The organism is Serratia surfactantfaciens, assembly GCF_001642805.2.
Classification (GTDB): domain Bacteria; phylum Pseudomonadota; class Gammaproteobacteria; order Enterobacterales; family Enterobacteriaceae; genus Serratia; species Serratia surfactantfaciens.
In genome coordinates this window covers 3,500,865-3,518,392 of record NZ_CP016948.1, presented here as the reverse complement: position 1 = coordinate 3,518,392, position 17,528 = coordinate 3,500,865, and the positions used below count along the sequence as shown (strand labels likewise).

Genomic DNA, 17,528 nt, shown 5'->3' with positions numbered 1-17,528 from the left:
GGGCGCTCGGCGTCGCGCGCAGTCCAAAATTCCGCCTTCATGGGTGCTGAGCGATGAGCAGCGCGCCTTCATTGAAGATTTGTGGCAGGATAACGCCCCTGAGGCGGAGCGACCTATCGCCCAGCGGCGCTAACCGATCAGGCGGCTACGGCCGGCCAATGCGCCGAACAGCATTTGCAGGAGAGTCAGACAGAGCAACACGATCAGTGGCAAACGCCAGCCTTCCGTCAGGTCATGCAGCAGGCCGAACAGGGTGGGGCCCAAGGCCGCCAGCAGATAACCGACGGATTGCGCCATACCCGATAACAGCGTCGCCTGGTGATGATGCTGACTGCGCAATCCGAAGAACGACAGCGCCAGCACCAGCGAACTCCCCGCGCCCAACCCGGCGAACGTCAACCACACCAGCGAGCTGGCGGGTTGCACCAATAATCCCCCGACGCCGATAAAGATCAGCAGAGAACTGCCCAGCGCGATCGCTCGCTGATCGCGCGCCCGCGGCAAAATCACCACCATCACAAAGTTGGCGACGATCGCCACCACCTGATACACGAACAGCTCGAAGCCCGCCTGCTGAGCCGAGGTGCCGTGGCTGGCGGCAAAGGCGCTGAACCAGCCGATAATGGTGTAAAAAGCAATAGATTGCAGCCCCATGAACATCGCCACCTGCCATCCCAGCGCACTGCCCCAGGGAGAACGATAGCGTTGCGGCTCCGTCGACAGCGGCTCTTTGACTGCGGGCGTGGCGGGGCGTCGCAGCTGTGGCAGCCACACCAGCAGCGCCAGCAGCGCGGGCAACCCCCAGCACAGCAAAGAGAACCGCCAGCCGAGATCGCCCAGCGAAGCCAGCGGCACCGCCAGGCCGGAGGCGATGGCGGCGACCAGCGACATCACCGCCGCATAGGCGGCGATCATGGCGGCGGCGCGATGTGGGAAATCTCTTTTCACCAGCGTCGGCAGCACTACGTTGGCGAGGGCGATGGCGGCGCCGATCAGGATGCTGCCCAGCCACAGCATGGCGTCTTGCGGCAGGGAACGCAGCGCAATGCCGCAAACCAGCAGCGCGAGGGCGAGGCCCAGGGTGCGCTCGATGCCGATGCGTTTCGCCAGCGCCGGGGTCAGCGGCGAAAGAACGGCGAACAGGATTAGCGGCAGCGAGTTGATCAGGCCGGCGGCGGTGGCGGATAACGCCAGCTGTTGCTGGATCTGCTCCAGCAGCGGGCCCACGCTGGTCAGGGCGGCGCGCAGGTTGGCCGCGATCAGCATGATGCCGACGATCAGCAGTACCGGGCGATGTAAACGGCGGCGCGGGGTTAAGCTGGATGATGGGGATGAAGCGGGTTGCGGCATGGGTTCCTCGCACCAGGGCATGCAGTCAATCAGCGCTGCATGGCGTGATGCGTTGATTGACGTTAACGCTTACGTACCGCCAAATTGGCGGTATCCGATCGCAAGTGTAGGGAAGATGCTTCACGCTGACAAGGGGAGGGGCCGGCGTGATAGGGGCGGTTAATCCCCGTCGGTGACAGGATAATTGCCATTATGTGATCCTGGTCACTGAGTGAACTAAAAGTCCTGGCGCGGGGCGGGCCATGCGCCGCTTTCACTTCTCTCTCCCCCCATGCGGCTGCTCTCCGGCGTGCGCGCTCGTCATGGCATTTCACTTTGCCTCCATTCCGCTTCCTGACTTTTCGATCTATTTCGATTCGAAAGGTTTTTTGGCGATTTTTTTGCTAAAACGGGGCTGTAAGCCCGATCACAATTTCATTGCTTTCGCTTTGCTGTAATGCCAGCGCAGTAGAGCGAAAGCCATCTTCTCCCCGGCGATGCCGGAAACCTGAGGACCGCAGCTCATGCCAGTGAATACCGCAAAGCGACGTGAACACATCATCGATCTGTTATGCGAGCACGGCAGCGTGCGCGTGGAGCAGCTCAGCAAACAGTTTGCGGTATCCACGGTGACGATCCGCAACGATCTGCGCTTTCTGGAACGAAAAGGGTGTGCGCTGCGCGCTTACGGCGGCGCGATGCTCAATCAGCAATTCGCTTTCGATCGGCCGTTGCGGGACAAAGGGCGGTTGAATCGCGACGTCAAAACGCTGATCGCCAACGCGGCGGCCGGCTATGTGCGCGACGGCGATGCGCTGATCCTCGATTCCGGCTCCACCACCGCGCAGATCGTGCCGTTCCTGAAGGGGCGGCGCGATCTGGTGGTGATGACCAATGCGCTGAACATTGCCTACGAGCTTTCGGGAAACGACGGGGTGGAGGTCATGGTGCTGGGGGGCAGCGTGCGCCGCAACTCTTACTCACTCTACGGTCCGGCTGCCGAGCAGCAATTGCGTCAGTACCGATTCGACAAACTGTTTTTGGGCGTCGATGGGTTCGATCTGAGCGCCGGCATCACCACGCCTCACCCCGGTGAGGCGCACCTCAATCGCGTAATGTGCGAGGTGGCACGCGAGATTATCGCGGTGGCGGATGCCAGCAAATTTGGTCGCAAGAGCTTTTGCATGATTCGCGAAGCCGGACAAATCCATCGGCTGATCACCGACAGCCGTCTTCCGGACGATTACGAGCGGGCGTTAACCGAGCTGGGCGTGGAGGTCATCATCGCCGATCGGTAGCAGGGCGCCTGCATGGGGGCTTCATGCAGCAGTTGTTACAGCTTGTCGAGCAGCACAAGGCCGGTATGCCGGTCGGGATCTTTTCCGTCTGTTCCGCCCATCCCTGGGTTCTGAAGGCCGCGTTGCGGCAGGCCAAAGCCCGTGGCACGCCGGTGTTGGTGGAAGCGACGTCCAACCAGGTCAATCAGTTCGGCGGCTATACCGGCCAAACGGCGACCCAGTTTCGCGATGCGCTGTGGCGGCTGGCGGATGAGGTTGGCCTGGCGCGCGAGCGCGTGTGGCTGGGCGGCGACCATCTGGGGCCCAACGCCTGGCAAGATCGCCCGGCTCAGGAAGCGATGACGCTGGCGGAAACGTTGATCGACGATTACGTCCGCGCGGGATTTCGCAAAATTCATCTCGATTGTTCCATGTCGTGCGCCGATGATCCCTCGCCTCTGGGGGATGCCGCTGTCGCCGAGCGGGCAGCGCGTTTGTGCGCGGTGGCGGAACGCGCCTGGGCGCAGAGCGGCGGCGAAGCGCCGGTCTATGTGATCGGCACCGAAGTGCCGGTGCCGGGCGGCGCGCAGGAAGCGCTGGCGGGCCTGCAGGTCACCACGCCGCAGGCGGTGGCGCAAACCCTGGAAACACACCGTATCGCCTGGCAAAAGGCCGAGCTGAACGATGCCTGGCAGCGAACCATCGCGCTGGTGGTGCAGCCGGGCGTCGAGTTCGATCACCACAGCGTCGAACGTTACCAGCCGCAACGCGCCGATGCACTGAGCCATTTCATCGAACGGCAGCCGGGCATGATCTATGAAGCGCACTCCACGGACTACCAACCGCCGCAGGCCTATCGCCAGCTGGTGCGCGATCATTTCGCCATCCTGAAGGTGGGGCCGGCGCTGACCTTTGCGCTGCGCGAAGCGCTGTTCGCCCTCGATCGCATCGAACGCGAATGGCTGGGGGAACGCCAGTCGGCGCAGCTGTGCGCCACGCTGGAACAGGTGATGCGCGAGCAGCCGCAACAGTGGAGCCGCTATTACCACGGTACGCCGCACCAGCAGTACCTCGATCGCCACTACAGCCTGAGCGATCGGGTGCGTTACTACTGGCCGCAGCCGCAGGTGCAGCAGGCGGTCGACGGCTTGCTGGACAACCTGCGCCGCAGCCCGGCGCCGCTGGCGCTGCTCAGTCAGTATCTGCCGGATCAGGCGCGGGCGCTGAACGCCGGCGAATTGAGCGCCGATCCGCAGGAGTGGGTGCTGCATAAAGTGACGCAGGTGCTCGACGATTACCACGCCGCCTGCTATCCGGAGGGCCGCTGACATGCCGAACATTTTAATGACCCGCATCGACAATCGCCTGGTGCACGGCCAGGTGGGCGTGACCTGGACCAACACTCTCGGCGCCAACCTGGTGGTGGTGGCCAACGACGAGGCCGCCGCCGATCCGGTGCAGCAGAACCTGATGGACATGGTGGTGGCGGAAGGGGTGCAGACCCGTTATTTCACGCTGCAGAAAACCATCGACGTGATCCACAAGGCGGCGGATCGACAGAAGATCTTTCTGGTATGCAAAACGCCGCAGGACGTGTTGACGCTGGTGCGCGGCGGGGTGCCGATCCGTTTCGTCAACGTCGGCAATATGCATTTCGCCGAGGGGAAGCGGCAGGTGCACAAAACGGTGTCGCTGGACGACGGCGACGTGGCCGCGTTCCGCGCGCTTGCGGCGCTGGGCGTGGAGTGCGAAGTGCGCCGGGTGCCGGATGAGGCGGGCGAGGCGATCGGCAAACTGCTCTTTTGAGCCTGGGGGGGAAGCATGTTGACGGATGCGTTATTGATTGCGCTGTTGGCCGGGTTGGCGGGGGTTGATCTGTTCGACGGCCTGACCCACTTCCACCGGCCGGTGGTGATGGGGCCGCTGGTGGGGCTGATTTTGGGCGACGTCTACACCGGCTTGCTGGTGGGCGGCACGCTGGAGCTGGTGTGGATGGGGATGGTGCCGCTGGCGGGCGCCCAACCGCCGAACGTGGTGATCGGCGGGGTGATCGGCACCGCGTTCGCCATTCTGACCAAGGCCGATCCTAAAGTGGCGATCGGCGTGGCGGTGCCGTTCTCGATAGCGGTGCAGGGCTGCATCACGCTGCTGTTTACGCTGTTCTCACCGATGATGCACCGCTGCGATCGTATGGTGAAAGAGCTGAACTGGCGCGGCATCGAACGGGTGAACTACCTCGGCATCAGCATTCTGTTCATCTTCTATTTCGTGGTGGCGTTCCTGCCGATTTACTTCGGCGCCGATGCGGCCAGCGCCATGGTGCAGAAGGCACCGGGCTGGCTGCTGGACGGGCTGGCGGTGGCGGGCGGCATGATGCCGGCGATCGGTTTCTCGCTGCTGATGAAGGTGATGATGAAAAAAACCTACGTGGCCTATTTCATTCTCGGTTTCATCTCGGTCACGTTTCTCAAACTGCCGATTCTGGCGGTGGCGCTGGGCGCCCTGGCGATCGCTCTGATCGACTTCTTCAACACGCAACGCGGCGCGGCAGAGGCGACGGCTCGGCCCGCTCCGCAGGAGGACGCCGAAGATGGCATTTAACGATTCCGACGATCTGCTGGCGCAAAAGGCCGATCAGCGTATGGCGCAGGCGCTGGCCACCAGCCAGGTGGAGCAGGACGATTACCTGGACAGCCAGCCCGCCGAAGCGCTGACGCGCGGCGACATCAACCGCATGGCCTGGCGTTCGCTGCTGCTACAGGCATCGTTCAACTACGAGCGCATGCAGGCCGGCGGCTGGCTGTATCAGCTGATCCCCGGGCTGCGCAAGATCCACCGCAACCCGCAGGATTTGGCCAATTCGATGAAGATGCACATGGAGTTTATCAATGTGCACCCGTTCGACGTCACCTTCCTGTCCGGCCTGGTGCTGGCAATGGAGCAGAACAAGGAGAAGATCTCCACCATCCGCGCGGTGAAAGTGGCGCTGATGGGGCCGCTTGGCGGCATCGGCGACGCGCTGTTTTGGTTGACGCTGCTGCCGATCTGCGCCGGGATAGGCGCTTCGTTGGCGCTGGAGGGCAGCCTGTTCGGGCCGATCGTCTTCCTGCTGCTGTTCAACCTGTTCCACTTCGGCCTGCGTTTCGGGCTGGCGCACTACGGCTACCAGGCCGGCACCAGCGCGCTGGCGCTGCTGAAGACCCACACCCGGCGTATTTCGCACGCCGCCTCCATTGTCGGCATGACGGTGATCGGCGCGCTGGTGGCCTCGTATGTGCATCTGTCCACGCCGCTGGTGATGCATGCCGGCAAGGCCAGCGTGGCGCTGCAGACCGACGTGCTGGACAAGCTGATGCCCAACTTACTGCCGCTGTGTTTCACGCTGCTCATTTTCTTCCTGATGAAGCGCGGATTCTCGCCGGTGAAGCTGATTGGCGTCACCGTAGTCATCGGCGTAGCGGGCAAATTTATCGGCATTTTGTGAGGAGCGGAATATGCCAGGCATTGTGATTACCGGCCACGGCGGCTTCGCCAGCGGGCTGTTGCAGGCGGTGGAACAGGTGGTGGGGCCACAGCCGCACTGCGCGGCGGTCGATTTCCCCGAACAGATGAGCACCGCGCAGCTCAGGGAGGCTTTGCGTTCGGCGCTGGTCGCAGTGGCGCAGCCGGACGGCGTGGTGTTTCTCACCGACATGCTCGGCGGCTCGCCCTTTCGCAGCGCCTGCGAGCTGGCGGATGCGCAGGGGGATTGTGAAGTGCTGACCGGCGTGAATATGCAGCTGGCGGCGGAAATGATGCTGGAGCGCGACGGGTTGAGCCTGGATGAGTTTCGCGAGGTGGCGCTGGCGTGCGGTAAACGCGGCCTGACCAGCCTGTGGCATGAGCGCCGCCGGGTGAAATGCGAAAACGTGCAGGCCGACGGCATCTGAACGAAAACCGGGCGCGCTCGCGCCCGGCTTCGTGAGTTATGCCGGCAACGGGCTCAGCGCCAGGCGCGCCGGTTGGTCTTCGCCGCGGCTGAAGCGCCAGCAGGTCTGGTGATATTTCGCCACGCTGTTGCGGTGCGCCACGCTGATCAGCGTCACGTCCGGCAGTTCATCCACCAGCAGGCAGTACATCAATTGCTCGGTTTCATCGTCCAGCGCGCTGGTGGCTTCGTCAAGGAACAGGAGGCTAGGGCGTATCAGCAGGGCGCGGGCGAAGGCCAGCCGCTGTTGCTCGCCCGGCGACAGGCGATGGCTCCAGTTGGCGGAGGTGTCCAGCCAGCGCTGCAGGTGTTTCAGGCGGCAGTTTTCCAGCACCCGCATCAGCTGCGCGTCGCTGTATTCTGTCGCCAGGCTCGGATAGCTCAACGCTTCACGCAGAGTGCCGATCGGAATGTAGCTGCGCTGTGGCAGGAACAGCGTGTTGGCGTTGGCCGCCAGCCCGATGGCACCCGCGCCGTAAGGCCAGATGCCGGCGATGGCCCGCAGCAGCGTCGACTTGCCGCAGCCGGAAGGGCCGACGATCAGCAGGCGATCGCCGCGTTGCAGCGTCATCTCGGCGCCGGTCAGCAGCGGCTGGCCGTCGGGCAAGCTCAGGCTGAGATTGTCCAGCGTTAACGGATGGACGGCCTCTTCCCGCAGCTGAATGCCGCGCGGCTGATGATGCACCTGATCGACGGCGGCGTTGAAGCCCGCCAGACGGTTGACGCAGGCTTTCCAGGTCGCCAAATCGTTGAAAGCGTCGATAAACCACGACAGCGCCCCCTGCACCTGGCCGAAGGCCGAGGCGATCTGCATCAGGCCGCCCATCTGGATGGCGCCGGAGAAGTAGCGTGGCGCCGCCACCAGCAGCGGAAACACGATAGCGAACTGGCCGTAGAAGTTGGTGGCGATGTTCAGCCGCCGGGTGATGCGCATGATCGCCCACCAGTTGCTGCGAATGGTATCGAAACGGTCGCCCAACTGCTGTGCCTCGCGCGGTTCGCCGTGGTACAGCGCGATGGCGTCATTGTTTTCACGGATGCGGATCAGGCCGAAACGGAAGTTCGCCTCGTACCGTTCCTGGTTGAAGCCCAGCATAACCAGCGGTTTACCGACCCACCAGATCAACAGCGATCCCAACACCGCATACAGCAGCGCGAACCACACCATATAACCGGGCAAGGTGATGGCGTGCTGGCCGAGTGCGAAGGTCATCGGTCCGCTGACGTGCCATAAAATGTCGATAAAGGAAAACAGCGTCACCAGGCTGGAGAGCAGCCCGAGCGACAGCGACAGGGTATATTGGGTCAACACGTTGAGATCTTCGGCGATACGCTGATCGGGGTTATCGACGATCTGCTGCTGCTCGGTGTGGTAATACGCCTGATGCGCCAGCCATTTATCCATGAACTTTTCCGTCATCCAGCGCCGCCAGCGCATCTGCAGCCCCTGGGTCAGGTAGATTTTATAGACCGCCAGCACGATGAAGATCAGCGCCAGATAGGTAAAGCGCCACAGCTGTGCCTTGAACACTGGGTAGTTCTTGTTCTGCAGCGCATCGTAGAACACCTGGTTCCACTGGTTGATCTGCACGCTGATATAGACCAGGCCAAGCGACAGGACGACGATGGCGATCAGCATCATCCAGGCGCGCCATCGCTCCTCTGACACCCAAAAGGGTTTGATCAGCTGCCAAACGGCGTGTTTCTGCAAGGGGGTTGCGTTCATAGCGGCTCATTCATTGCGGCATTTTGTTCAGCATGGGCCGCGGGCCGGTAACAAACAAACCGTGACTGTAAGCAGTTTTGACTCCGCTAACCGTTTGAAATAATACGGTTGAATCGCCGGCGGCCATGCAGGCGATCGCAATTGCGGCATACACTCCGGCGCCGGGCGGTTATACTGGCGCCGAATTTTTGCAGAAAGGATAAACGATGAAGGCTTGGTTTCCCCTGTTGCTGACCTGCGGCGTCTTCGCCAGCGTCCGGGCCTGGGCGCACATTGACGAGCCGGACATTGCTGCCGACTGCCAAAAGGTGGCGAGCTACGCCGAACTGGGAAAAAAGGCCTATCAGCGGCAGGATTACGCCAAAGCCGCCGACATCTTTCGCGATCAGGCGGCCTGGAGCGAATTTTGCGGCCTGAGCGAGCAGGCGGTTGCCACGGCTTACAACAACGTGGCGCTGTCGCTGATGCACGCCGGCGAATTGCTCAAGGCGCAGGCCTATCTGGCGCTGGCACCGCACGACGATAAATCGCAGCACAACCTGAGCCTGTTGCGTCAACGTCTGGCGCAGCGGCCGCAGCCGCAGGGGCCGGGCGGCGTGTATTGGCAATACGCCGGGCGCGGCGTGTGGAGTGAAGTGGTGGTTAAGCCGCAGGGCGAGCACTGGCTGATCGATTTTTCCGGCTACGCGATGCCGCAGATGGGGCTGTATTACGGGCCGAACATGGGGGACTTTTCCGCGGAGCTGCCGATCGCACACGGCAAGGCCGTCTACCACCAGCACGAGTCGGACAGCGCGCAGGTCTGCGACGTGACGATGGAGTTCGGCGAGCAAGCGTTGGAAATGCACACGCGGGGCGATTGCGGGTTCGGTCACAACGTGCGGGCGGAAGGGCGGTTCGTGCGGGTAGAATGACCCGCCCCGACGACCGGGGCGAGCAGGGTTACGCCAGGGCGGCGGCGCCCAGCAGATTCTTCCAGGCTTCCACATTGCCCAGATAATTGCCGGCCGGCAGCAGATGCAGGCGGCCATCACTATCCTGCAGTGCAAAGGTCGGGAAGCCCTGGCCTTGCACTTTGGCCAGCAGCGCCCGGCTTTCCGCGATATGTTGCGCGGTCGGCGCGCCGCTGTTGAAGCGCATTTCGGCGATAAACGCCGCCGAAGGCAATCCCAGCTCTTTCGCCAACGCTTCCAGCACCGGCGTGTCGGCGATGCGACGGCCTTCCTGATAGTGCGCCTGCTGAATGCGGTGCAACATGTCTAACCCGCGCCCCGCCAGCTTTTCCGCCGCCAGGATAGCGGTGATCGGCGGCTCGGAATCCATCACCGCCGTGGTGTCGCGCAGCAGACCGTTGAAATAGGCTTCACCGAACGGCTGGCCCGTCATTTCGGCGATGCGTTTGTCGTGCGGAATGACGTAGTTGCGCCATTCGTCGGTAATCTGACGGCGGTTGTTGCCGGTCATCATGCCGCCGGCGTGCGGCACGACCTTGAGCCCTGGGAGGCTCTGAGCCGCTTTCACCAGCGGCGCGGCGCCGTAGCACCAACCGCACAGCGGATCGAAAATGTAATGCAAAGTGGTTTCGGTCATCTTAGCTCCTCGCCTGGCGCGGCGGTTCGCCGCCGCGCCAGGACTGGTTCAATCACGCTCGGGCGCTTATTGCGGCCACTTCATCTCGCCTTTCAGCACTTTCGCGCTCAGTTCCAGACTCGATTCGTCTTTCAGCGTCGGGTAGTGCTTTTTCATCGCTTCAATCAGCGCGGTGGAATCCTTGGCCTTAGGCAGCTCGGCTTCCAGCGTGGTCAGGTATTTCTGAGTGAAATGCACCGATGCCAGCGTCTGCGCTGCACCCGGCAGGAAGTGGCCCGGCACGACGACCTGCGGCTTCAGCGCTTCGATGTTTTTCAGCGTCTGCTGCCAGTGCTGGCGCGATTCCACGCTCTGGTTGTCGGCGATCCACGGATGGATATTGTCCCCGGCGACCGCGACACCGCCCACTACCGCTTTCAGCGCCGGGATCCAGACGAAGGTGCGATCGGGAGTCGGGCCGTTCAGACCTTTCACTTCCACTTTTTGGCCGTCGATGGTGAAGCTGTCGCCCTGCAGCGGCTGCGGCACGATCACGGTTTTAGGCGCGTTGTCTTTCAGGATTGGGCCCCAGTAGGCGACTTTGCCGTCTTTGGTGGCGTTGATGTCCTTGATGGTGCCCGGCGAAGCGATGATTTTCGCCTCCGGGAAGGCGGCCTTAATCACGTCCAGACCGAAGTAGAAATCCGGATCCGAATGGCTGATGTAGACGGTGGTCAGTTTTTTGCCGGTCGCCTTGATCTTTTTCACCAGCTCTTCGGCATCGTTGCGCTGGAACTGAGCGTCGATCAGCGCCACTTCGTGTTTGCCGCTGACGATCTCGGAAGACACCGGGAACACGCTTTTCTCGCCCGGGTTATACACTTCCATGGTCAGGGTGTCGGCAGCGGTGGCGTAAGCGCTCAGGGTGGCGACGCCGGTGAAGGCCAGAGTTAACAGTGATTTCTTAAACATGGGCAGAGGTCCTTAGGTATCGGTTAATGTTGTAATGATGTTAGGTTGCATAAAGCGATAGAAAAACCGGATAATAAGCAATTATTCGTTGCATAAATCGGACTAATCATGGATCGCATTACCGCCGCTGAGGTTTTTGTCACCATCGTCGATCGCGGCAGCATGATCGCCGCCGCGGAAACGCTGGAGATGTCACGTGCGATGGTGACGCGCTATCTGGCGCAAATGGAGCAATGGGCCGGAGCGCGTTTACTGCATCGCACTACCCGTAAGCTTAGTCTGACCGACGCCGGTGAGCGCACTCTTGAGCGATGTCGGCAAATGTTGGCGTTGGCGGGGGAGATCGATCTGGTGGAGGAAGGGCAGAGCGATGAGCTGCGTGGCCTGCTGCGCATCACCTGTTCGCAGTCGCTGGGGCAAACGGCGCTGGTGGGGGCCGTCGCTCAATATCTGAAGCGTCACCCGCAGGTGGCGGTCGATCTGCAGATGAACAACCGGGCGGTGAATCTGGTGGAGGAACGCATCGATCTGGCGCTACGCATCACCAATGAGCTGGATCCCAATCTGATCGCCCGGCCGCTGTCCAGCTGCGCGTCGGTGGTGTGCGCCGCGCCGGCTTATCTGGCGGCGCACGGCACGCCGCGTCAGCCACAGGATCTGGCGTTGCACAACTGTCTGACCTACTCCTATTTCGGCAAAAGCCTGTGGCATTTCGACGCGCAGGGGGTGAAATCGGCGGTGGCGGTCAGCGGTAACCTGAGCGCCAATGAGTCGGTGGTGTTGATGGCCGGCACGGTGCAGGGCGCAGGCATTTCCATGCAGCCCTATTATTCGGCGGCGCCGCTGCTGGCCAGCGGCGAGCTGGTGGAACTGTTGCCGGGCTATCGGCCGCAGTCGATGGGCATCTACGGCATCTACACTTCACGTCGACAAATGCCCGCTACCCTGCGCACCATGCTGGACTTTCTGGTGGAGTGGTTCGCCAGCGATCCGCAGTGGCAGGCGACGCTGCGCTGATGAAATTAACAATGCGGTAACATTTGCACACATTTTTCATCGTCAGCGCATTCAAGCGCTTAGCGCCCAGCGCTGAATGATTTGTGCGCTGTCCGCCTGTCTCTGCTGGTCTTCGCTCTGCGCCGCGTGCTATTTCTGTGGGGCGAAAAGCGAGAATAAAACTTATTAATTATAGGGTTAAGCATTATCCCTCCGCTTGGAACATCTCATCTGACCCCGCTTGTTCGGGCCGCCCTGCGGGTGGCCCGGGATTATGCTTGTTTATTGAATAGCCCTGAGCGCCTGACGCCGGGCTGTGTTGACCGGGAGCGTTACCCATGCCTGTTTCTTTGCTCGCACTGGCATTAAGTGCATTTGCCATCGGCACCACCGAATTCGTCATCATGGGGCTGCTGCCCGACGTGGCGGGGGATCTGCAGGTGTCGATCCCGTCGGCCGGCTGGCTGATCAGCGGCTATGCGTTGGGCGTGGCGATTGGCGCGCCGATCATGGCGCTGTTGACCGCCAAACTGCCGCGCAAGAATACGCTGCTGCTGCTGATGGTGATCTTCATCATCGGCAATGTGATGTGCGCGTTGGGATACAGCTATAACTTCCTGATGCTGGCGCGCATCATCACCGCACTGTGCCACGGCGCGTTTTTCGGCATCGGCGCCGTGGTGGCCGCCAATCTGGTGGCACCCAACCGACGGGCTTCGGCGGTGGCCTTGATGTTCACCGGCCTGACGCTGGCCAACGTGCTGGGCGTGCCGCTCGGCACCGCCTTGGGGCAGGCGCTGGGCTGGCGTTCCACCTTCTGGGCGGTGGCGCTGATCGGCGTGCTGTCGTTGTTGGCGCTGTATGCCAAGCTGCCTGCGTTAAAAGATGAGGCGCCGACCGATCTGAAAAAAGAGCTGGCGGCGTTGCGCGGCGGCGGCATTTGGCTGTCGCTGCTGATGACGGTGGCGTTCGCTGCCTCAATGTTTGCGCTGTTCACCTATATCGCGCCGTTGCTGACCGAAGTGACCGGTGTCTCGGCGAGCGGCGTAAGCTGGACGCTGCTGCTGATGGGCGTAGGCCTGACGGTGGGCAATATCGTTGGCGGCCGCTTGGCTGACTGGCGGTTGGCGCTGACGCTCAGCTGCACTTTCCTGGCCATTGCGCTGTTCGCCGCCTTGTTCCACTGGACCAGCCATGCGCTGGTGCCGGCGGAAATGACCCTGTTCCTGTGGGCCGCCGCCGCTTTCGCCGCGGTGCCGGCGCTGCAGATCAACGTGGTGACTTACGGCAAGAAAGCGCCGAATCTGGTTTCCACACTGAATATTGCGGCGTTTAACGTCGGCAACGCACTCGGCGCGTGGGTAGGCGGAGCGGTGATTGCGCAGGGGCTGGGATTGACCCGCGTTCCTCTGGCGGCGGCGGCGATAGCGCTGCTGGGGCTGCTGCTGTGCCTGGTGACCTTTAAACGCGCCAAGCGCCCGGCTAACGCCTGATCGCCGCGTCGAGCCGAGCGGGGAAACCGGCCGCCTGCTGATGCAGATGGTCGATAAAGGCCGTGACCAGCGCAGAAGAAGGGCGATGCAGCGGCCGGATCAGGCTGACGGTGAACGGTACCTCGATGCTGAACGGCCGCACGTGCACCCCGCTGCCGGCATAGTCGAGCGCCGTCAACGGGTTGACGATCGATACGCCCACGCCGGCCCTCACCATGGCGCACACCGATGCTGCGCTGTGGGTCTCCATCACCATGCGCCGTTCGACGCCCTGTTCGGCGAACAGCGCATCCAGCAAGTGACGATAGCTGTCGGTGCTCGACAGGCTGATAAAGTTTTGCCCGGCGAAATCCTGCGGCGTCAGCTGGTCTTTCGCCGATAAAGGGTGACCCGCCGGCAGCACGCAGACTTCGTTCAACGTCATCAGCGTCATTCGCTCGGTACCCGCCGGCGTCAGGGCGGTTTCCGTCAGCCCAAGGTCGTGGCGCTGGGCCGACAGCCACTCCTCCAACAGCGGTGACTCCTGCGGGATCACGCTGAAGCTGACTTCCGGATAACGTTCGATAAAGGGCCGACACACCGCCGGCAGCAGCGATTGAGAAAATACCGGCAGGCACAGGATCGACAGCTGCGCCTGCTGAAACTGGCGAATGCCGGCGGCGGCGTTGACGATGCGATCGAGGCCGTAATAGGAGCGTTGCACTTCTTCAAACAGCCGCAGCCCCTGCACGGTAGGGGACAAACGCCCCCGCACCCGGTCGAACAGCTGCAGCCGGATCAGCTTCTCAAAGCGCGCTAGCTCGCGGCTGACGGTCGGTTGCGAGGTTTGCAGCAGGGCCGCCGCTTCGGTCAGGTTGCCGGTGGTCATCACCGCCCGAAAGATTTCGATCTGTCGCAAAGAGATGTTGTGCATGGCGAGGCTGCTCGGCTGGGGAAGAAAGCCATATCATAAATGAATAGACTACGGCTAAATAGATATTTTCCAGTCGATTCAGCGTGCGGCACTATGGCTTTATCCGCCGTTACTTTCGAATTGGGAATATCGCCATGCCACGCCCGTTGCACGACACCTCCACCGCGTTGAACGCCGCTAACCTGCTGGCCTTGCCGCAGCGTTTCGGTTGCCCGGTCTGGGCCTATGATGCCGACATCATCAGCCAGCGCATCGCTCAGCTGCGCCACTTCGACACCATCCGCTTCGCGCAGAAGGCCTGTTCGAACATTCATATTTTGCGCTTGATGCGCGAGCAGGGCGTGAAGGTGGATTCGGTATCGCTGGGTGAAATCGAGCGGGCGCTGCAGGCCGGTTTTCAGCCGGGCGGCGAACCGAGCGAGATCGTCTTTACCGCAGACGTGCTGGATCACGCCACGCTGGCGCGCGTCAGCGAATTGAAGATCCCGGTCAACGCCGGTTCCATCGACATGCTGGATCAACTCGGTCAGGCTTCTGCGGGGCACCCGGTGTGGCTGCGCATTAATCCGGGATTTGGCCACGGCCACAGCCAGAAAACCAACACCGGTGGCGAGAACAGCAAGCACGGCATCTGGTATGCCGATCTGCCGCAGGCGGTGGAGAAGATCCGCCGCTACGGCCTGAAGCTTGTCGGCGTGCATATGCATATCGGTTCCGGCGTCGATTACCAGCATCTGGAGCGAGTTTGCGACGCGATGGTGCAGCAGGTGATCGATCTCGGCCATGACATCAGCGCCATTTCTGCCGGCGGCGGCCTGTCTATCCCCTATCAGTACGGCGAAGAAGCGATCGATACCGAGCACTATTTCGGTTTGTGGAACCGGGCGCGTGAGCGTATCGCCGCGCATTTGGGGCACCCGGTGCAGCTGGAGATTGAACCCGGGCGCTTCCTGATGGCGGAGGCAGGCGTGCTGGTGGCCGAAGTGCGGGCGGTGAAAGACATGGGCAGCCGCCACTTCGTGCTGGTGGACGCCGGCTTTAACGATCTGATGCGGCCGGCGATGTACGGCAGCTACCACCATATTTCGCTGTTGCCGGCCGATGGCCGCGACACGTCGGGGAAGCCGCTGCGCGAAACGGTGATCGCCGGGCCGCTGTGCGAATCCGGCGACGTGTTCACCCAGCAGGCGGGCGGCGGCGTGGAAACCCGCGAGCTGCCGCCGGTGCAGATCGGCGATTACCTGGTGTTCCACGATACCGGCGCCTACGGCGCGTCGATGTCTTCCAACTACAACAGCCGTCCGCTGTTGCCTGAAGTGCTGTTCGAAAACGGCGAACCGCGTTTGATCCGCCGCCGCCAAACCATCGAAGAGCTGATCGCGCTGGAGCTTATCTGATAAGCGGGCGGGCGCCTGGCGCCCGCTTCACAGCGTCATGCGGCGGTGCTGGCCATTGGGCAATTGCACGTCCAGCGACAGCGTGCCGCCCATAGCCTCGATATAGCGTTTGAGTGACGACAGTTTTATTTCGCTGCCGCGCTTTTCCAAATTGGCGACGGAGGGTTGGCTGATGCCGAGCCGCTTCGCCAATTCAACCTGAGAGACCGCCAGCTCTTCCCGCAGCATCGCCAGCCGCAGCTCGAAAATTTCCTTGTCCGCTTTTTGCCTGGCTGCGCTAACGACGGCGGGATCGAGCTTGTCGATCAATTGGGATAAAGGTTTAGCCATCTGCACTACCTCCGGGTGGCCAGATAATGTGAAAACTCCATGGCGGCGATGGGCAACATGCGCTGGTAAAAGCGCTTGTCGCCGGTTTTATCGCCACCGCACAACAGCACCGCTTGCCGCTGTGGGTCAAAAGCGAAAAACACTCTGAAAGGGCGCCCGCGATGTTGAACGCGCAGCTCCTTCAACTGCCGGGCCGCGTCGGAAAAATGCAGCGTATCGGCGTGCGGCCGCGCCAACTGCGGGCCGAACGTCTGTAATTTGAAGATCGCCGCCAGGATGCTGGTTTGCTGGGCGTTGTTCAGCGCTAAAAACCAGTCGTCGAACCGTTCGACGGTCACCACTTGCCACATGATTCGCTCCGAATATAGCGTTTATGCTATATAGTGTAAAGATTATTATTCGAACAATATGCACGAACGCAGGGAGCGGAAAAAATCAACAGTCGGGAAATGCGGAGGGCTGCGCAATATGAACGCATGGGTGACGGCTCACCCATGCAGCGATGTCATTACGGCTGTTCGTGCGCGTTGTTGAGGGTGGCGACCGAGTGGCGGCGCACCAGCGTCGGGCTGAACATGTTGGTGACTTCCGGCAGCGGCTGCCGATTGGCCAGCGCCAGCGCCAGCTCAGCCGCCTGGGTGGCCATCGCCACGATCGGGTAGCGAATGGTGGTCAGGCGGGGCCGCAGATAGCGCGAAATCAGCACGTCATCGAAACCGATCAGCGAAATTTGCCCCGGCACGTCGACGCTGTTATCGCTCAGTACTGACAGCGCGCCGGCGGCCATCGGATCGTTGTAGCAGGTGATGGCAGAGAACGAGCGGCCGCGGCCGAGCAGCTCGGTCATCGCCTGTTCGCCGCCGATCTCGTCCGGCTCGCCGTAGGCGATCAGCTTTTCATCCACCGCAATGCCATGCTCTTGCAGCGCGTCGAGATAGCCTTGCAGGCGATCGGTGGCGTCGGAAATCTGGTGGGTGGAGCAGATGATGGCAATGCGCTGATGCCCTTGCTGGATCAGATGGCGGGTCGCCAACCAGGCGCCGTAGCGATCGTCGAGCGCCACGCAGCGCGCTTCAAAACCCGGCAGCGTGCGGTTGATCAGCACCATGCCGGGGATTTGTTGCATCCAGTCGCAAAGCTCCCGATCGCTCAGCCTTTTGGCGTGCACCACCAGGGCTTCGCAGCGGTGCCGCACCAGCTGTTCTATCGCCTGGCGCTCTTTTTCGGCGTCGTGGTAACCGTTGCCAATCAGCAGAAAATTGCGGGTGGCGTAGGCCACCTGTTCGACCGCTTTGACCATCGCGCCGAAAAAGGGATCGGAAACGTCGGAGACGATCAGGCCCAGCGTCTCGGTGGATTGCTGCGCCAGCGCCCGCGCGTTGGCGTTGGGGTGATACTGCAGCTGTTCCATGGCGGCCAGCACCGCGGTGCGCGATCCTTCGCTGGCCTTGGGGGAATGGTTTATCACGCGGGATACCGTGGCCACGGAAACACCCGCCAGCCTGGCAACATCCTTTATCGTAGCCATATCAGTCAACACATCCTGGGTAATCGCTTAC

General features: G+C 61.9%; 18 protein-coding genes. 10 read left to right on the top strand and 8 right to left on the bottom strand.

Features of this window, described 5'->3' with window-relative positions; all coding sequences use genetic code 11:
- Positions 1–129: 129 nt before the first annotated feature.
- Positions 130–1,350: a CynX/NimT family MFS transporter gene (locus ATE40_RS16560; RefSeq protein WP_019455693.1), complete on the bottom strand. Its 1,221-nt coding sequence runs from the start codon at positions 1,348–1,350 to the stop codon at positions 130–132.
- 503 nt (positions 1,351–1,853) lie between these two features.
- Between ATE40_RS16560 and agaR the strand changes: the two genes are divergently transcribed.
- Genes agaR through agaF form a run of 6 tightly spaced genes read left to right on the top strand, consistent with a single transcriptional unit; the run spans position 1,854 to position 6,535 of the window.
- Positions 1,854–2,627, top strand: a complete 774-nt coding sequence (gene agaR, locus ATE40_RS16555; protein ID WP_004931804.1) for a transcriptional repressor AgaR — start codon at positions 1,854–1,856, stop codon at positions 2,625–2,627.
- A 23-nt stretch (positions 2,628–2,650) separates the two neighbouring features.
- Positions 2,651–3,934, top strand: a complete 1,284-nt coding sequence (locus ATE40_RS16550; RefSeq protein ID WP_019455695.1) for a D-tagatose-bisphosphate aldolase, class II, non-catalytic subunit — start codon at positions 2,651–2,653, stop codon at positions 3,932–3,934.
- Between the two features lies 1 nt (position 3,935).
- Complete coding sequence (gene agaV, locus ATE40_RS16545) at positions 3,936–4,412, top strand: PTS N-acetylgalactosamine transporter subunit IIB (protein WP_019455696.1); 477 nt, start codon at positions 3,936–3,938, stop codon at positions 4,410–4,412.
- Positions 4,413–4,427: 15 nt separating this feature from the next.
- Positions 4,428–5,207: a PTS N-acetylgalactosamine transporter subunit IIC gene (agaW, locus tag ATE40_RS16540; protein WP_019455697.1), complete on the top strand. Its 780-nt coding sequence runs from the start codon at positions 4,428–4,430 to the stop codon at positions 5,205–5,207.
- Positions 5,197–6,090: a PTS system mannose/fructose/sorbose family transporter subunit IID gene (locus ATE40_RS16535; RefSeq protein ID WP_019455698.1), complete on the top strand. Its 894-nt coding sequence runs from the start codon at positions 5,197–5,199 to the stop codon at positions 6,088–6,090. Before agaW ends, ATE40_RS16535 begins: the two co-directional genes overlap by 11 nt.
- A gap of 10 nt (positions 6,091–6,100) precedes the next feature.
- Positions 6,101–6,535, top strand: coding sequence for a PTS galactosamine/N-acetylgalactosamine transporter subunit IIA (agaF, locus tag ATE40_RS16530; protein ID WP_019455699.1), 435 nt, complete (start codon positions 6,101–6,103; stop codon positions 6,533–6,535).
- Positions 6,536–6,571: 36 nt separating this feature from the next.
- Here agaF and ATE40_RS16525 read toward each other — a convergent pair whose 3' ends face one another.
- Positions 6,572–8,299 (bottom strand): ABC transporter ATP-binding protein/permease, encoded by a 1,728-nt coding sequence (locus tag ATE40_RS16525; protein WP_063917952.1) that lies wholly within the window; start codon positions 8,297–8,299, stop codon positions 6,572–6,574.
- A gap of 206 nt (positions 8,300–8,505) precedes the next feature.
- Between ATE40_RS16525 and ATE40_RS16520 the strand changes: the two genes are divergently transcribed.
- The gene (locus ATE40_RS16520) at positions 8,506–9,213 is read left to right on the top strand and encodes a hypothetical protein (RefSeq protein ID WP_063917951.1); all 708 of its coding nucleotides are present in this window, start codon (positions 8,506–8,508) and stop codon (positions 9,211–9,213) included.
- A 28-nt stretch (positions 9,214–9,241) separates the two neighbouring features.
- On the opposite strand, the gene ATE40_RS16515 is transcribed toward ATE40_RS16520, so the two are convergent.
- On the bottom strand, positions 9,242–9,889 hold the full coding sequence (locus ATE40_RS16515) for a DsbA family protein (protein ID WP_015378930.1): 648 nt from the start codon (positions 9,887–9,889) through the stop codon (positions 9,242–9,244).
- Positions 9,890–9,955: 66 nt separating this feature from the next.
- Positions 9,956–10,840 (bottom strand): MBL fold metallo-hydrolase, encoded by an 885-nt coding sequence (locus tag ATE40_RS16510; protein ID WP_063917950.1) that lies wholly within the window; start codon positions 10,838–10,840, stop codon positions 9,956–9,958.
- Between the two features lie 108 nt (positions 10,841–10,948).
- Between ATE40_RS16510 and ATE40_RS16505 the strand changes: the two genes are divergently transcribed.
- Both ATE40_RS16505 and ATE40_RS16500 read left to right on the top strand, forming a co-directional pair.
- Positions 10,949–11,857 carry a LysR family transcriptional regulator gene (locus ATE40_RS16505; protein ID WP_019455703.1) on the top strand — a complete coding sequence of 303 codons (909 nt, stop codon included), beginning with the start codon at positions 10,949–10,951 and terminating at the stop codon, positions 11,855–11,857.
- A gap of 317 nt (positions 11,858–12,174) precedes the next feature.
- Positions 12,175–13,329: an MFS transporter gene (locus ATE40_RS16500; RefSeq protein ID WP_063917949.1), complete on the top strand. Its 1,155-nt coding sequence runs from the start codon at positions 12,175–12,177 to the stop codon at positions 13,327–13,329.
- Here the strand turns inward: ATE40_RS16500 and ATE40_RS16495 are convergent.
- The gene (locus ATE40_RS16495; protein WP_019455705.1) at positions 13,319–14,242 is read right to left on the bottom strand and encodes a LysR family transcriptional regulator; all 924 of its coding nucleotides are present in this window, start codon (positions 14,240–14,242) and stop codon (positions 13,319–13,321) included. The genes ATE40_RS16500 and ATE40_RS16495 overlap by 11 nt on opposite strands.
- A 134-nt stretch (positions 14,243–14,376) precedes the next feature.
- Between ATE40_RS16495 and lysA the strand changes: the two genes are divergently transcribed.
- Complete coding sequence (gene lysA / locus ATE40_RS16490; RefSeq protein WP_019455706.1) at positions 14,377–15,639, top strand: diaminopimelate decarboxylase; 1,263 nt, start codon at positions 14,377–14,379, stop codon at positions 15,637–15,639.
- A 27-nt stretch (positions 15,640–15,666) separates the two neighbouring features.
- On the opposite strand, the gene ATE40_RS16485 is transcribed toward lysA, so the two are convergent.
- The 3 genes from ATE40_RS16485 to galR form a co-directional block, all read right to left on the bottom strand.
- On the bottom strand, positions 15,667–15,969 hold the full coding sequence (locus ATE40_RS16485; RefSeq protein ID WP_025160230.1) for a helix-turn-helix domain-containing protein: 303 nt from the start codon (positions 15,967–15,969) through the stop codon (positions 15,667–15,669).
- 5 nt (positions 15,970–15,974) lie between these two features.
- Complete coding sequence (locus ATE40_RS16480; RefSeq protein ID WP_033652133.1) at positions 15,975–16,319, bottom strand: type II toxin-antitoxin system RelE/ParE family toxin; 345 nt, start codon at positions 16,317–16,319, stop codon at positions 15,975–15,977.
- Positions 16,320–16,477: 158 nt separating this feature from the next.
- On the bottom strand, positions 16,478–17,497 hold the full coding sequence (gene galR, locus ATE40_RS16475; protein ID WP_025160231.1) for an HTH-type transcriptional regulator GalR: 1,020 nt from the start codon (positions 17,495–17,497) through the stop codon (positions 16,478–16,480).
- Positions 17,498–17,528: the final 31 nt, after the last annotated feature.

What these genes read in the sequence shown, in the direction of transcription:
- ATE40_RS16560 (WP_019455693.1), bottom strand. Translation starts at nt 1,350, where the DNA reads ATGCCGCAACCCGCTTCATCCCCATCATCCAGCTTAACCCCGCGCCGC.
- agaR (WP_004931804.1), top strand. Translation starts at nt 1,854, where the DNA reads ATGCCAGTGAATACCGCAAAGCGACGTGAACACATCATCGATCTGTTA.
- ATE40_RS16550 (WP_019455695.1), top strand. Translation starts at nt 2,651, where the DNA reads ATGCAGCAGTTGTTACAGCTTGTCGAGCAGCACAAGGCCGGTATGCCG.
- agaV (WP_019455696.1), top strand. Translation starts at nt 3,936, where the DNA reads ATGCCGAACATTTTAATGACCCGCATCGACAATCGCCTGGTGCACGGC.
- agaW (WP_019455697.1), top strand. Translation starts at nt 4,428, where the DNA reads ATGTTGACGGATGCGTTATTGATTGCGCTGTTGGCCGGGTTGGCGGGG.
- ATE40_RS16535 (WP_019455698.1), top strand. Translation starts at nt 5,197, where the DNA reads ATGGCATTTAACGATTCCGACGATCTGCTGGCGCAAAAGGCCGATCAG.
- agaF (WP_019455699.1), top strand. Translation starts at nt 6,101, where the DNA reads ATGCCAGGCATTGTGATTACCGGCCACGGCGGCTTCGCCAGCGGGCTG.
- ATE40_RS16525 (WP_063917952.1), bottom strand. Translation starts at nt 8,299, where the DNA reads ATGAACGCAACCCCCTTGCAGAAACACGCCGTTTGGCAGCTGATCAAA.
- ATE40_RS16520 (WP_063917951.1), top strand. Translation starts at nt 8,506, where the DNA reads ATGAAGGCTTGGTTTCCCCTGTTGCTGACCTGCGGCGTCTTCGCCAGC.
- ATE40_RS16515 (WP_015378930.1), bottom strand. Translation starts at nt 9,889, where the DNA reads ATGACCGAAACCACTTTGCATTACATTTTCGATCCGCTGTGCGGTTGG.
- ATE40_RS16510 (WP_063917950.1), bottom strand. Translation starts at nt 10,840, where the DNA reads ATGTTTAAGAAATCACTGTTAACTCTGGCCTTCACCGGCGTCGCCACC.
- ATE40_RS16505 (WP_019455703.1), top strand. Translation starts at nt 10,949, where the DNA reads ATGGATCGCATTACCGCCGCTGAGGTTTTTGTCACCATCGTCGATCGC.
- ATE40_RS16500 (WP_063917949.1), top strand. Translation starts at nt 12,175, where the DNA reads ATGCCTGTTTCTTTGCTCGCACTGGCATTAAGTGCATTTGCCATCGGC.
- ATE40_RS16495 (WP_019455705.1), bottom strand. Translation starts at nt 14,242, where the DNA reads ATGCACAACATCTCTTTGCGACAGATCGAAATCTTTCGGGCGGTGATG.
- lysA (WP_019455706.1), top strand. Translation starts at nt 14,377, where the DNA reads ATGCCACGCCCGTTGCACGACACCTCCACCGCGTTGAACGCCGCTAAC.
- ATE40_RS16485 (WP_025160230.1), bottom strand. Translation starts at nt 15,969, where the DNA reads ATGGCTAAACCTTTATCCCAATTGATCGACAAGCTCGATCCCGCCGTC.
- ATE40_RS16480 (WP_033652133.1), bottom strand. Translation starts at nt 16,319, where the DNA reads ATGTGGCAAGTGGTGACCGTCGAACGGTTCGACGACTGGTTTTTAGCG.
- galR (WP_025160231.1), bottom strand. Translation starts at nt 17,497, where the DNA reads ATGGCTACGATAAAGGATGTTGCCAGGCTGGCGGGTGTTTCCGTGGCC.